General features: G+C 61.5%; 10 protein-coding genes. 6 read left to right on the plus strand and 4 right to left on the minus strand.

All coding sequences use genetic code 11. From position 1 onward, the window contains the following. Positions 1-35: 35 nt before the first annotated feature. Together ACVOLL_RS12820 and ACVOLL_RS12825 are read left to right on the plus strand one after the other, a co-directional pair. Entirely contained in the window at positions 36-1,187 is a 1,152-nt protein-coding gene (locus tag ACVOLL_RS12820) for an acetyltransferase domain-containing protein (RefSeq protein ID WP_481513228.1), read from the plus strand. Positions 1,188-1,245: 58 nt separating this feature from the next. Continuing rightward, entirely contained in the window at positions 1,246-3,009 is a 1,764-nt protein-coding gene (locus ACVOLL_RS12825; RefSeq protein WP_481513229.1) for a peptide MFS transporter, read from the plus strand. Positions 3,010-3,156: 147 nt separating this feature from the next. On the opposite strand, the gene ACVOLL_RS12830 is transcribed toward ACVOLL_RS12825, so the two are convergent. The 3 genes from ACVOLL_RS12830 to ACVOLL_RS12840 all read right to left on the minus strand — a co-directional run bounded on the left by ACVOLL_RS12830 (position 3,157) and on the right by ACVOLL_RS12840 (position 7,539). Further along, positions 3,157-5,127: an alpha/beta hydrolase family protein gene (locus ACVOLL_RS12830; RefSeq protein WP_481513230.1), complete on the minus strand. Its 1,971-nt coding sequence runs from the start codon at positions 5,125-5,127 to the stop codon at positions 3,157-3,159. Between the two features lie 219 nt (positions 5,128-5,346). Next, positions 5,347-6,324 (minus strand): hypothetical protein, encoded by a 978-nt coding sequence (locus ACVOLL_RS12835; RefSeq protein ID WP_481513231.1) that lies wholly within the window; start codon positions 6,322-6,324, stop codon positions 5,347-5,349. 207 nt (positions 6,325-6,531) lie between these two features. Then, positions 6,532-7,539: a LacI family DNA-binding transcriptional regulator gene (locus ACVOLL_RS12840; protein ID WP_481513232.1), complete on the minus strand. Its 1,008-nt coding sequence runs from the start codon at positions 7,537-7,539 to the stop codon at positions 6,532-6,534. A gap of 94 nt (positions 7,540-7,633) precedes the next feature. Here ACVOLL_RS12840 and ACVOLL_RS12845 point away from each other — a divergent pair, with 94 nt between their 5' ends. From ACVOLL_RS12845 to ACVOLL_RS12860, 4 genes are read left to right on the plus strand one after another with little or no spacing between them, the layout of a single operon-like run. Beyond that, positions 7,634-8,686 (plus strand): sugar phosphate isomerase/epimerase family protein, encoded by a 1,053-nt coding sequence (locus ACVOLL_RS12845; protein ID WP_481513233.1) that lies wholly within the window; start codon positions 7,634-7,636, stop codon positions 8,684-8,686. A 27-nt stretch (positions 8,687-8,713) separates the two neighbouring features. Then, entirely contained in the window at positions 8,714-9,931 is a 1,218-nt protein-coding gene (locus tag ACVOLL_RS12850; protein WP_481513234.1) for a nucleoside permease, read from the plus strand. 12 nt (positions 9,932-9,943) lie between these two features. Beyond that, the gene (locus tag ACVOLL_RS12855; RefSeq protein ID WP_481513235.1) at positions 9,944-11,068 is read left to right on the plus strand and encodes a Gfo/Idh/MocA family protein; all 1,125 of its coding nucleotides are present in this window, start codon (positions 9,944-9,946) and stop codon (positions 11,066-11,068) included. 19 nt (positions 11,069-11,087) lie between these two features. Beyond that, positions 11,088-11,954, plus strand: coding sequence for a sugar phosphate isomerase/epimerase family protein (locus ACVOLL_RS12860; RefSeq protein WP_481513236.1), 867 nt, complete (start codon positions 11,088-11,090; stop codon positions 11,952-11,954). 447 nt (positions 11,955-12,401) lie between these two features. On the opposite strand, the gene ACVOLL_RS12865 is transcribed toward ACVOLL_RS12860, so the two are convergent. Next, the coding region (locus tag ACVOLL_RS12865; RefSeq protein ID WP_481513237.1) for a hypothetical protein at positions 12,402-12,914 on the minus strand (513 nt) is incomplete at its 5' end.

Raw genomic sequence — 12,914 nt, forward strand, 5'->3', positions numbered from 1 at the left:
TGTTATGTTATATCTTTTCAGCAAGACTCCCCTGCATGCCCCCTGCCCTGACCACCCGCCTGGCCTCCATCGACCAGCTGCGCGGCACCGTGATGCTGCTGATGCTGATCGACCATGTACGCGAGACCTTCTATCTGCAGCATCAAGTCAGCGACCCGATGGACGTCGGCTCGGTCTCACCTGCCCTGTTCAGCTTCCGCCTGCTGGCCCATCTATGCGCCCCGGTGTTCGTGCTGCTTACCGGTCTGTCGGCGTGGCTGTATGGCCAACGCCAGCCCGATCCGCGCGGCGCCACCGCAGCCTTCCTGCTCAAGCGCGGCCTGTTCCTTGTGGTGCTGGAGCTGACCCTGGTCAACTTCGCCTGGACCTTCCAGTTCCCGGCCAGCACGCTCTATCTGCAGGTGATCTGGGCCATCGGCCTGAGCATGATCGCGTTGGCCGGCCTGCTGTGGCTCCCGCGCAAGCTGCTGTTGGTGCTGGCGGTGGTCATCATTGCCGGCCACAACCTGCTTGATCCGCTGCAGGCACACGGCAACGGCGTACTGGCGACGCTATGGAAGATACTGCACCAGCGTGACTGGATAGAACTGGGCAACAGCCTGCGCCTGCGCACCTCCTATCCGCTGCTGCCATGGATCGGCGTGATTGCCCTGGGCTACGTGCTGGGCCCGTGGTACGCCAGCAACCGCCCGGCGCCGCAGCGCCAGCGCTGGCTGCTGATCACCGGTACGGCGATGTTGACCGGCTTCGTGCTGCTGCGTGCCGCCAATGTCTACGGCGACCACCCCTGGCTGCGCTTCACCGATGCCCAGACAACGCTGATGAGCCTGCTCAACGTCACCAAGTACCCGCCTTCGCTGCTGTTCCTGTTGCTGACGCTGGGCATCGGCCTGTTGCTGCTGCGCCTGTACGAGCAACCTCGCATCGCAGCGTGGTTGCAGCCACTGGCATCGATCGGCGCGGCGCCGATGTTCTTCTACCTGCTGCATCTGTATGTGCTGAAGCTGCTGTACCTGGCCGCGATGGCGCGTTGGGGCGCGAACCACGGCCCCTACTTCGCAGTCGAATCGGTGTCGGCCTTGCTGTTGATCAGCGTGGTGCTGGCGGTGCTGCTCTACCCCGCCACCCGCGCCTTTGCCCGCTTCAAGGCACGCCGTCGCGACCTGGCCTGGCTGCGCTATCTATGAACGCGCAGCATCGGGGCAGCGGTCCTATACTCGGCCGCTGTCCCACCCGGCACCACCGATGACCGCAACTGCATTGAGCCGCCCCCGCTCCGACGACTTCCTCGGCCACCCCAAGGGCGTCTACGTCTGCTTCTTCACCGAAATGTGGGAGCGCTTCTCCTTCTACGGCATGAAGGCGCTGCTGCTGCTTTACCTCACCAAGTACCACCTGTTCGGCGACAAGGCCGGGCTCGACCTGCTCGGTGCCTACGGTGGCTTGGTCTACTGCATCCCGGTGTTCGGCGGGCTGCTGGCCGACCGCTGGCTGGGCATGCGCAAGGCGGTGGTGTTCGGCGGCATCCTGCTGGTGTTTGGGCACATCGGCATGGCCTTCGAGGGCCACGAGGCGCACCGCGTAGCAGGCGAAGTGGTACGCGACGAAGCCGCGTTGTCGGTCACCTATCTGTCGCTGGCGCTGATCATCATGGGCGTGGGCTTCCTCAAGCCCAATATCTCCACCATCGTCGGCAAGCTCTACCCGGAAAACGATCCACGCCGTGACTCGGGCTTCTCGCTGTTCTATGCCGGCATCAACCTCGGCGCCCTGTTCGCCTCGCTGGTCTGCGGTTTCCTCGGTGAAGCCTATGGCTGGAAGTACGGTTTCGGCGCGGCGGGTATCGGCATGCTGGTCGGGCTGGCGATGTTCCTGTGGGGGCAGAAGTACCTGCACGGGCACGCCGAGCCGGCACAACCGGAGACACTGCGCGAGCGCGTGTTCGGCGTGCCGCGCGAATGGCTGATCTACGGCGTTGCCATCGTCAGCATCGTTCCGGTCGCGGCGCTAATGTGGGCAGCAGCCAACGGCGCGTTCGCGCTGGGTGGCGAAATCAGCCTGGCGCTGATGTTGATGATCGTTGTGCTGGGCGGCGTGCTGCTGTGGTTTGCCTGGTTCACCGGCACGCAATGCACACCGGAACAGCGCCAGCAGATGATCGCGCTGATGGTGCTGATCTTCATGGCACTGGTGTTCTTCACTCTGTATGAGCAGACCTACGGCTCCTGGGTCACATTCACCGATCGCCTGCTGACCAAGGACCTGGTGCCGTCGCTGGTGATCCGCGAAGGCACGCCGCTGCCGTGGTCCATTGTCTCGCTGCTGTTGGCGCCGCTGGGTTTCGTGGTGGCGGCACGCCTGTCTGATAGCAATCCGGCATCAAATGCACCGCGCCTGCTGTTCGGCGTCATCGTTGTTGCGATGCTGGTGATGCTGGTCCGCGACTGCCTGGTGCTACCACAGACCGCCGGTTCGCTGACCTATCTGGGTGCACTGTTCCTGGTGCTGCTTGCGCCGTTGTTCGCTGCCTTGTGGGCATGGCTGGACAAGCGTCACCTCGACCCATCGAAGCCGTTGAAGTCGTCGTTCGGCCTGGTGTTCGGCGCGCTGTCCTTCGTGCCTTTGGCCTTGGCCGCGCAGCAGGTAGGTGCAACCGGGCAGATGGCCAGCGTATGGTGGTTGGTACTGGCCTATCTGATCCTGGAGATCGGCGAGATGTGCCTGTCGCCAGTTGGCCTGTCAGCGGTCACCCAGCTGGCCGCACCGCGCGTGGTCAGCCTGATGATGGGCACCTGGTTCCTGGCCACGGCATTCTCCGAGACCTTGGCTGCACTGTTCGGCAAGCTGGCCGCCATCGACGTACCCGAAGGCGAAGTGATGAACATCGCCGAGGCCGCCGGCCGCTACGAACACCTGTTCTGGCTGCTGATGTGGATAGGCCTGGGCTGCGCGGCGGTAGCCCTGCTTGCCTCGCCGCTGCTGAAGCGGATGATGCACGGCGTGCGTTGACCCCTCTGCTTTTGTAGGAGCGGCGTAAGCCGCGAAGCTCGCATCGCGTGCACGCCAGCAGTATCCGCAACCTGACACAGCGCCAGCTTCGCGGTTTACACCGCTCCCACAAAAACCAAGGCTAGTACCCGCAACCCGAACAGGCAGCTACTTCGCCTTCTCTCCACCCAAATGCTGCGACAGGAAGCTCAACAACTTGCCGTAGTACTCGCGCTGATGCGGCTCGGTATAAAAACCGTGCCCTTCGGTGCTGAAGTACAGTGACTCCACCGGCACCCCGGCCTTGTTCAGTGCGGCCTCCATCATCCGAGTGTGCTCAATTGGCGCGATCTCGTCTTCGCCACCGGCAGCGAGAAACACCGGAACTTTAATGCGATCAGCAAAACGGTTCGGCGATGCAGCCGCCAGCGCGGCCTGATCCTCGCCGACCCAGTCCTTGGACCAATTGCCAAGGCTACGCGCGGTGCGTGCATCCGCACGCTGCATCATCGGCAAGTCATAAACGCCTACATAGCCTGCTGCACAGCGATAGAGCGAGGGCTCCTTTGCTGCGCCCATCAGCGCGGCGTAGGCACCGTAGCTGGCGCCATAGATACAGATCTTCGTTGCATCAGCCTGTCCTTCACGGATCGCCCAGCGGGTCGCATCGGTAAGATCGTCCTGCATGGTTCCGCCCCATTGCTGCGCACCGACACGCCGGAACTCCCAACCGTAGTTCCCCGAACCTCGATAGTTGACCTGCATCACCGTATAGCCTGCCGCCGCCAGCATCTGCGCGTCACGGTCGTAGCGCCATGAATCGAATATGCCGTACGGGCCACCATGCGGCATCAGCACCATCGGCCGCGGGCCACTGACACCACGTGGCTTGGTGAGGTAACCGTGGATCCTCAATCCATCGCGGGCCGCAAAGCTGAAAGGCTCAACCATGGCAGCTGCATCCGGGTCGATCCAGCTGCCGCTGGCCACCACGAAACTCAGTTTCTTGGCCGCGGAGTCATACAGGTAGAAGTCACCCGGATTACTGCCAGACCACACTCTCACCATCGACAGCTGACCGTCCTTGGTACTGGAAGTGATCCGCACCGATTGCCCCGGAAACGCCGCTTCCAGACTACGGAACAAACGCGCCTCAGGCACACCATCATCGAAGAACACACTGCGGTGACGCCCGTCCATTATCTGCGCACCCACAGGCACGCTCGTGCCGGTGCGATAGATAATGGACCACGGGTCTGCTGCCTGGTCATGCAATACGGTAGTACGGGCATTGGTGGCAGGATTCCAAGCCACGATACTGTCCGGCCCCTTGCCATCACCACGCACCTGCAGATAGGCCAATGTGTTATCCGCCGAGAAGCCCAATGGCACCTCGATTCGGCCATCCGCTTTCTGATCGTTGATCAAGCGCCAGTCGCTGCCTGCCGCATCGCGGTAATACAGCTTGCTGATGTTGTCCAAACCGGAACCCAGCGCCAGACGCACTTCACCGCTGTTATCGGTGACAAAACTGGCGTTGCGCACCGGCACCGTCGCGGCCACCGTACGACGCCCACTGTTTACATCCAGCCTCTCAGCACGGGTGAATGGCTCCATCGTGCCCAACGGCCATGTAGACACCACCACGTTCCGGTCATCCGCAGGCAAGCCATCGACGAGGAATGCGGCCACACTCTCCACCTTTTTGGGTTGGATACGGGTACCTGGGCCATTGCCTTGCACGCGGAAACCGACCAACAACTCCGCCTGCCCGCCATCAGCGTTCATGGCATACAACTCGCCAGTCAAACGCGGCTCGTCCAACAGACCAAACTTCTCGGCGATGCCAATCAGCACGCGCTCGTCGTTTACCCAATCGAAGCTGTTTACATGCATATTGCGCTGCAGGACGAACGCCCCGGCTTTCCTGTTGCCCTCACGGGTAAAAATAACAAGTGCCGTTTTGTCTTCCAGTGGCACGGTGGCCGCGTAGTACTTGCCCGATGGCGACAACTTGATGTCGTTGAAATCATCCTTGCGAATGAAATGCCCCAAATCCACAGCAGCCGAACTACTGGCCGAACAGAAAGACAGCACCAAAGCCATCCCCAGCTTCATCATCTGCATCTTGCCCCCCATTGAACGGGCATCCAACCCGCGTTGGGCGATTCTAGCCGTCTGGTTCAGGGATTTACCAGACGGGGGGTCCGCATATAAAACAAGGCAGGAAATCACCTTCGGAGTTCCGTGGAAAGGCGGAGATCGCAGCGGCCCGCCCGCCACATAAAGCGGCTACAGTGCGGAGATTCGGTCATGGACCGGAATCATAATTTCGGTCAACGAAAGCCCCGCACTGCTTTATCCCTTGTGCGCCGCAGCCAGACGATAAGCATCATGCAGCATGCCGACGAACACCTGCCGCTGTCCTGCATCCAGCACCACTGACTCTCGAAACCGGTCAACAGAGCCAGCCCAATCGTCCAGGGAATCATCGTTGTAGATCGCCTGATACGCATCCCATGCACCAGCAGCCCGCAGGTATAGCGTCTGCGCGAACAGTTCCAACGCCTCCCCATTCGAGAGTTTCAGCGGCCTGCTGGTCTGAGTGTGGCTCAGCACCTGCCGCAGCACCTGGTCGTCATTGAGCTGCGATGCCCATACATGACCATTCAGATGCTGGCGAACGAACTCCAGAATCCCGACATGATCATCACCAAGCCCATTGGCGTAGATCTCGTCAGACAACCGCAGATGGCGCCCGTCGAACAGCCACTTGACCACCAGTGTGGCCGCCGGTTTCACCGTGTTATGCACATTGGCCTGATCGAACTCATGGTGCCCCATGAACTGGCGATCCTGCACGATGCTCGCCTGGATTGTCTCCACCCGCTGCTTCCTGGGGCAGAACCAGAGCTTGAGCTCCACATCCTCGCCAAGCGGCTTCTGGAACAGCTGCGTATCGGTATATGTATCGACGTTCCCATCGAAGAACGTCATGCACTCGTCGAAGCCGGCATCCGGCCCCACGAAACCGTCCCAGAACCCAGTAGGCAACGCGACGTTGCCCTTCGGCTTGCGTGAGAACAGCAACACAGACTGCAGATGGCAGAGCAAGCCACCGCGCGGGCCGTCTACCGGCGGATAGAAGCGATCGTTGATGATGTCGAATGCGAAGTAGTACTCCATCTCATGCCGCTTGTCCTTGACGCTCTTGGTGCCTTGATTCGCAGTGACGGACACCGGCGGTTTTCCGATTCCGTGCTGCTCAAACCAATCCACGAGTTGCGGATCACTGCCTTTGGCGCCAATCAGACTTACGAGATCATAAACGTGCATGGTGTCTTCCTTGAGACCTTGACTTGCGCGGGCTATGGCAGGCGGATGGCAGCAGGCTGATTCCATGGCGGAATGACCTGTTTGTCTGCAGCTATTGTGGCCGAACTTCTCTACTTCTGGATGGATCAAAGATCTGGCAGGGGGGACAGCCGATTCGAGCTATCTCCCTGGTTGAGGCCGACGCTTGGTCGCCATTGCCGCCAGCCATCACTCCGCCCTCGGCGCGCCAGTCGAGCCGCGCACCATCAAGTCGAAATCCAGCGTCTGCTGAAGCGGCACATCGACGCGCTCGATGATTGCAAGCAGCAGGTTGACCGCGCGCGCTCCGATTTCCCGCATGGGCTGCCTGATGGTCGTCAACGGTGGGGAAAGGAAACTGGATGATGCAAGGTCGTCAAAGCCGACGATGGACAACACATCCGGCACACGGATGCCCAGATCCCGGCAGGCTGCCAGCGCACCCAATGCCATCTGATCGCTGAAGCAGAAGATCGCGGTCGGCACCAGTGGCTGGCCCAACAAGGCCATCGCGGCCGCATGGCCGGACTCAAGAGAAAAGTCGCCGGGCACGATGCTCAGCTGGCGCAGACGACCGCGCGTCTTGGCGGCAGCACGAACCCCTTCCATCCGTTGTTGGTGCAGGGGATTGTCGGGCGGCCCACCGACCACGGCGATCCGCTCATGTCCCAGTCCATACAGATGCTCCATCACAACGCGCGCGGCGGCGGCGTTGTCGATGTGGACGCTGGGGATACCCATGGTCGGATCGAACTCACATCCATTGATCACCGGTGCAGCGCTGCCTTGCTGCTTGACGATGTCGCGCGCCGTTGGTGGAAGGCGGTGCCCAAGCACGATCAGACCGTCGGCCTCGTTGCGCCGGAGCATCTGCGCGTAGCGCTCCTCGCGCTCGGCTTGATGCTGCGTATCACCGAGCAGAACCGCGTAGCCAACTGCCTGCGCTGCATCTTCGGCGCCCTGCAGGATCTGCGCGAAGAACGGATTGGCGATATCGGGGACGGTGACCAGTATCTTGCCGCTGCGCTGGGTCTTGAGTGTCCTGGCGACCGTATTGGGGACATAGCCCAGCTTGGCGGCCGCCTGCTCGATGCGCTTGCGCGTGGCCGGCAGGACTTTGTCCGGCCGGGTGAGCGCGCGCGACACTGTGCCGGCAGAAACGCCGACGTGCTTTGCAATGTCGTAAATGGTTGCCATGCGTTACGTGCTTCCTTTTGTGGCGCGATGCACAACACGTCTAACGGAGACCCGTGATACGGTTATGCAATCGATTGCATCAAGGCGGATTTCGTTGAAAACGCTTAGAGGTCCGGCCCTGTTCCTGGCACAGTTCATCGGTAACAGTTCTCCGTTCGATCGGCTGGACACGCTGGCCAGTTGGGCCGCGGGCTTGGGCTATTCTGGCCTACAAGTACCCACAAACGCTCCCCTACTGTTTGATCTGTCACAGGCAGCGCAGAGCCAAGCGTACTGCGATGATGTCGCCAGCATGCTGGCCGGGCATGGCCTGCAGATCACCGAACTATCCACCCACCTGCAAGGGCAGCTGGTCGCTGTACATCCTGCCTACGACACGCTGTTCGACGGATTCGCACCGCCGGACAAGCGTGGCGATCCTGCAGCCCGCCAGGCATGGGCAGTGCAGCAACTGCTGCTCGCCGCCAAGGCCAGTCAGCGCCTGGGACTGACCGCGCATGCCACGTTTTCCGGCGCGCTGGCCTGGCCTTACTTCTATCCCTGGCCGCAACGGCCGCCTGGACTGGTGGAAGCCGCCTTCACCGAACTCGGCCGCCGCTGGCGTCCCATCCTGGATGCCTTCGACGCTTGTGGCGTGGACCTGTGCTTCGAGATCCACCCGGGCGAAGACCTGCACGACGGTGCGACCTTCGAGCGCTTCCTCGATGTGGTGGACCACCACCCTCGGGCCAAGATCCTGTACGACCCCAGCCACCTGCTGCTGCAACAGATCGACTACCTGGGCTTCATCGACCGCTATCACGCGCGCATCAGCATGTTCCACGTCAAAGACGCGGAGTTTCGCGTCAGTGCCCGCAGTGGTGTCTATGGCGGATACCAGGACTGGATCGATCGCCCCGGGCGCTTCCGTTCGCTCGGCGACGGCCAGATCGATTTCAAGGCGATCTTCTCCAAACTGGCGCACTACGATTTTCCGGGCTGGGCAGTGCTGGAGTGGGAGTGCTGCCTGAAGCACCCGGAAGACGGCGCACGCCAGGGCGCCGCCTTCATCGCCGACCACATCATCCGGGTAACGGAGCGCGCCTTCGATGATTTCGCTGACAGCGGCAGCGATATCGGGTCCATCCGTCACATGTTGGGAATCTGAGCCACTACCGCCCCGGGAGGGCAAGCCATGACGCACACCATGTCGCGCTTGAGCGCGATGATGTTTCTGCAGTTCTTCATCTGGGGGGTGTGGTTCGTGACCCTGGGAACCTATCTGGTGCAGGGCCCGTTGCAGGCCAGCGCAAGCCAGGTGGCGACGGCCTTCCTCAGCCAATCCATCGGCGCCATCGTCGCTCCCTTCCTGGTCGGGCTGGTCGCGGATCGCTACTTCGCTGCGCAGCGCATCCTGGCGGTACTGCACCTGGCCGGCGCAGTGCTCCTGTGGCTTGCGTCCACGGCAAGCAATTTCAGCCTGTTCTCCACTTGCATCATCGGCTACATGCTGTTGTTCATGCCGACGCTGGCACTGGCCAACAGCGTGGCGATGCGGCATATGCAGTCCGCAGAGAAACAGTTCCCGCTGGTGCGGGTGGCTGGCACCGTCGGCTGGATCGTGGCGGGCGTGCTGATCGGCTGGCTGGGCTGGGAGCAGTCGCAGCGCCTGGAGCTGACGTTCCGGATGGCGGCGATGGCATCGCTGGCCCTGGGCCTGTATGCATTCTCGCTACCGCACACGCCGCCGCTGGCACGACAGCAAGACGCCGGGCTGGGGCAGATCCTGGGGCTGGATTCGCTGCGGCTTCTGAAGTCGCGCTCTTACCTTGTGTTTTTCCTGGCCTCCATCGCCATCTGCGTTCCGCTGGCGTTCTATTACAACTTCACCAACCAGTACCTCAACGATCTTGGCGTACGTGGCGCGGCAGGCCTGCAATCGCTGGGCCAGGTCTCCGAAGTGCTGCTGATGCTGGCTATGCCGTTCCTGTTCGTGCGGCTCGGGGTCAAGACGATGCTGGCGGTGGGCATGGCAGCTTGGGTTGTGCGCTACGTCATGTTCGCCTTTGGCGATGCGGGTGGCGGCTTCTCCCTGCTGGTGATCGGCATCGTACTGCATGGCATCTGCTACGACTTTTTCTTCGTCACCGGCCAGATCTACACCGATGCACATGCCGGCCCCGCCGCGCGCAGTAGCGCACAGGGGTTCATCACCTTGGCCACCTACGGCGTGGGCATGCTGATTGGTACGTTCCTGTCCGGTGCGGTGGTGGAGCACTTCACCACCGCAGCTGGACCGAACTGGCGACAGATCTGGCTGTTCCCCGCAGGCGTCGCGCTGATCGTACTGGTCTCCTTCCTGCTGCTGTTCCGCGACCGGCCGGTGGTCGCGGCAGCACCTTCCGCACACTGAGGATCCTGGCCGATGCCACAACTTGGAATTGCCATTGTCGGCACTGGAATGATCGGTGCCGTGCATCGTCGCGCGGCATTGCTGGCCGGCGCCGAGGTGCGCGGCGTCGCCGCCTCTTCCTCGCAAAGCGCACGCGAGATGGCGCAGTCGTGGAATGTCGCCCGCGTCTATCGAAACATCGAGGAGGTAGTCGCCGATCCACAGGTACAAGTCGTGCACGTCTGCACGCCCAACCATCTGCACCGCCCCATGGCACAGGCTGCACTGGAAGCCGGCAAGCACGTGATCTGCGAGAAGCCGCTGGCCACGACCCTGGAATACGCGCAGGCCCTGGCAACACTGGCCGCTTCCAGCGGACTGGTCGCCACCGTCCCTTTCGTCTACCGCTATCACCCGGTAATCCGCGAGGTGCGCGCGCGCATCGCGCAAGGAGAACTGGGTCCGTTGCACCTGATTCACGGCAGCTACCTGCAGGATTGGTTGCTTGACCCTGCCAGCAACAATTGGCGCGTGGACCCAGTGCTGGGTGGCGCGTCGCGCGTGTTTGCCGACATCGGTTCGCACTGGTGCGATCTGGTGGAATGGACCAGCGGCGAGCGCTTCACCGAAGTCAGCGCCGCCTTCGACACCGTGGTCAACGAACGCGGCACCCACACCGGCCAGAGCTTCACCACGCCGGCTGCGCGCAGCACGATGCAGACGGTAACTAGCGAAGACGTGGCGGCGGCAATGTTCAGGACCAACGCAGGAACGCTGGCGTCATTGACGGTCAGCCAGGTATCGGCGGGACGCCGCAATCGGCTCTGGTTCGAGATCGACGGCGCCAAGGCCAGCATGGCGTTCAACCAGGAGGACGCCGAGCGACTGTGGATCGGTCAGCCCGACCAGCGGGAGGAGATTTTTGTACGTGGGCCTGCCGCCGGCAGTGCGGAACAACGCAGGTTGTCAGTGTTGCCTGCCGGGCACGCGCAGGGCTACAGCCATTGCTTCGAGGCGTTTATCGCCGACACCTATCGCGCCATCGATGGCGAACGGCCGCAGGGCCTGCCCACCTTCGAAGACGGATTGCGCTCGGCGCGGATTGTTGATCGCGTGATCACATCGGCCAGGACGCGCGCCTGGACCACCATCGCTTGAACTCCATGAGGACCTCTTGATGACCATCTTTGCTCGCAAAACCGCAAGCCTCGCCCTGCTCCTCCTCGCAGCCCTGCCCGCCTTTGCGCGCAACGTCGACGACGCGCAGAAGCCCATCGCGGTGCAGATGTATACGCTACGCAACGCAGGCTCGCTCGAACAGCAGCTGAAGATCGTCCACGACGCGGGCGTGCGCGCGGTGGAAATGGCTGGCACACAGAACGTCAGCGCTTTGGAACTTAAACAGCTGCTGGACAAGTATTCGATCAAGGCGATTGCGTTCCACGTGCTACTGACCGATCTGCGCAAGGATCTGGACGGCGTGGTGGCCTACAACCGGTCGATCGGCAACACGATGCTGGTGGTGCCTTACCTGTTCGAGGACAGTCGCCCGACTGATGCCGCAGGCTGGACCGCACTGGGCCAGGAACTTGGCCTGCTCGCGAAGCAGTTGCACGACAAGGGCATGCGCCTGGCCTACCACAACCACCACTTCGAGCTGGTCGACTTCAACGGCACAACGGGCCTGGAACTGCTGTTCGCAGCTGCTGGACCCGACCTGCAAAGCGAACTGGACCTGGCCTGGGTCGCGCGTGCTGGCCTGAACCCGGCAGTGATGCTGGAGCAACTCCAAGGCCATGTGTTTGCGGTACATGCCAAGGACAATGCACCGAAAGGCCAGGCCGAAGAGGAAGGCGGCTTTGCCGCCGTTGGCCAAGGCGTGCTGGATTGGCCCTCGATCCTGCCTACCGCAGCTGCTGCCGACGTGCAGTGGTACATCATCGAGCATGACCAGCCACGTGATCCGGCCAAGGTCATCCAGACCGGCGCGGACTACCTGCGCGAGCACCTGCCCGCCGCCCAGTCCGCCAGCAATCAGCGCTAACGTGCGATGGAGCCACGCCAGAAAACATACTTGCAGTTGGCCATGATTCTCTGCGGGACGACGCTTGCGACTTCTGCGTGGTGCAAGGACGTCCCGCAGCCGCTGCACAACGGGCTGCACGACCTGCAATGGCGCGTTGAGTGGAAGAAACGTTGGAGTAAAGAAAAGCCCGCTTAAAAGCGGGCTCTTCGTGGTTCTTGATCAACGCTTGAAACTGGGTGTGTCTTAGAACGGTTGTGCACACATGGGGGAGCCAACCTCCAAATTGTGGCTATCTAAAAATCCATTCCAATCAATGACCTGAAGGGAACGGCCACTGATCATTTTCAACAAATGTGACCGAATCAGTAGATCACCCAAGGGCTCGTCCGCTATCCATAGCGCTCAATCAGCAGATCGATAACCAGCCACGACCCGCACTGCAAAGCGGGCATTGTGCAGGGAAGGCTAATCCACAGGAACAAAGAACGGCGCTACGGCCGGATCAATCTCACCAAATTCAACGGTCACCAAGTCATCATCGTCGTCCAACTTTCTCAATGAGGCACTCTGGATCAAGCGCCCCTGAGAGACGGCGAGCGCAAACGGATTGACGCGTCGGCCATCGAACCCATACGCCTTGCAGAATTCTTCTTGTGACAACTCTCCAGACAGCAGTTGCATCAAGTCTCGAGAAGAAATGCTAACGCTCATGATTCCCGCTTCTCCGGTGCTATAGCAATATCGGACTTGGGGTGCGCGCCCAGTCTCTTGATCTAGGCAGCGTCGAGTTGCGTTGTAAGGGGCCAAGTTCGGTTTGGGATAATTAGTCAAAGCACTTCTGATCAGTTCGTCGAGTTCCGCGTAGGGGCGACGCCCCCCCTCAATTGAGTAGCAAGCTGCTTTGGAGTCCAATCCCCAACGAGAAGGAGATTGGACGTGAAAAAGCGTTTCAGCGAAGAGCAGATCATCGGCTTCTTG

The organism is Stenotrophomonas sp. STEN035 (assembly GCF_056759935.1).

Coding starts and splice junctions, on each gene's coding strand:
- ACVOLL_RS12825 (WP_481513229.1), top strand. CDS start 1,246: ATGACCGCAACTGCATTGAGCCGCCCCCGCTCCGACGACTTCCTCGGC.
- ACVOLL_RS12835 (WP_481513231.1), bottom strand. CDS start 6,324: ATGCACGTTTATGATCTCGTAAGTCTGATTGGCGCCAAAGGCAGTGAT.
- ACVOLL_RS12855 (WP_481513235.1), top strand. CDS start 9,944: ATGCCACAACTTGGAATTGCCATTGTCGGCACTGGAATGATCGGTGCC.
- ACVOLL_RS12840 (WP_481513232.1), bottom strand. CDS start 7,539: ATGGCAACCATTTACGACATTGCAAAGCACGTCGGCGTTTCTGCCGGC.
- ACVOLL_RS12830 (WP_481513230.1), bottom strand. CDS start 5,127: ATGGGGGGCAAGATGCAGATGATGAAGCTGGGGATGGCTTTGGTGCTG.
- ACVOLL_RS12820 (WP_481513228.1), top strand. CDS start 36: ATGCCCCCTGCCCTGACCACCCGCCTGGCCTCCATCGACCAGCTGCGC.
- ACVOLL_RS12860 (WP_481513236.1), top strand. CDS start 11,088: ATGACCATCTTTGCTCGCAAAACCGCAAGCCTCGCCCTGCTCCTCCTC.
- ACVOLL_RS12850 (WP_481513234.1), top strand. CDS start 8,714: ATGACGCACACCATGTCGCGCTTGAGCGCGATGATGTTTCTGCAGTTC.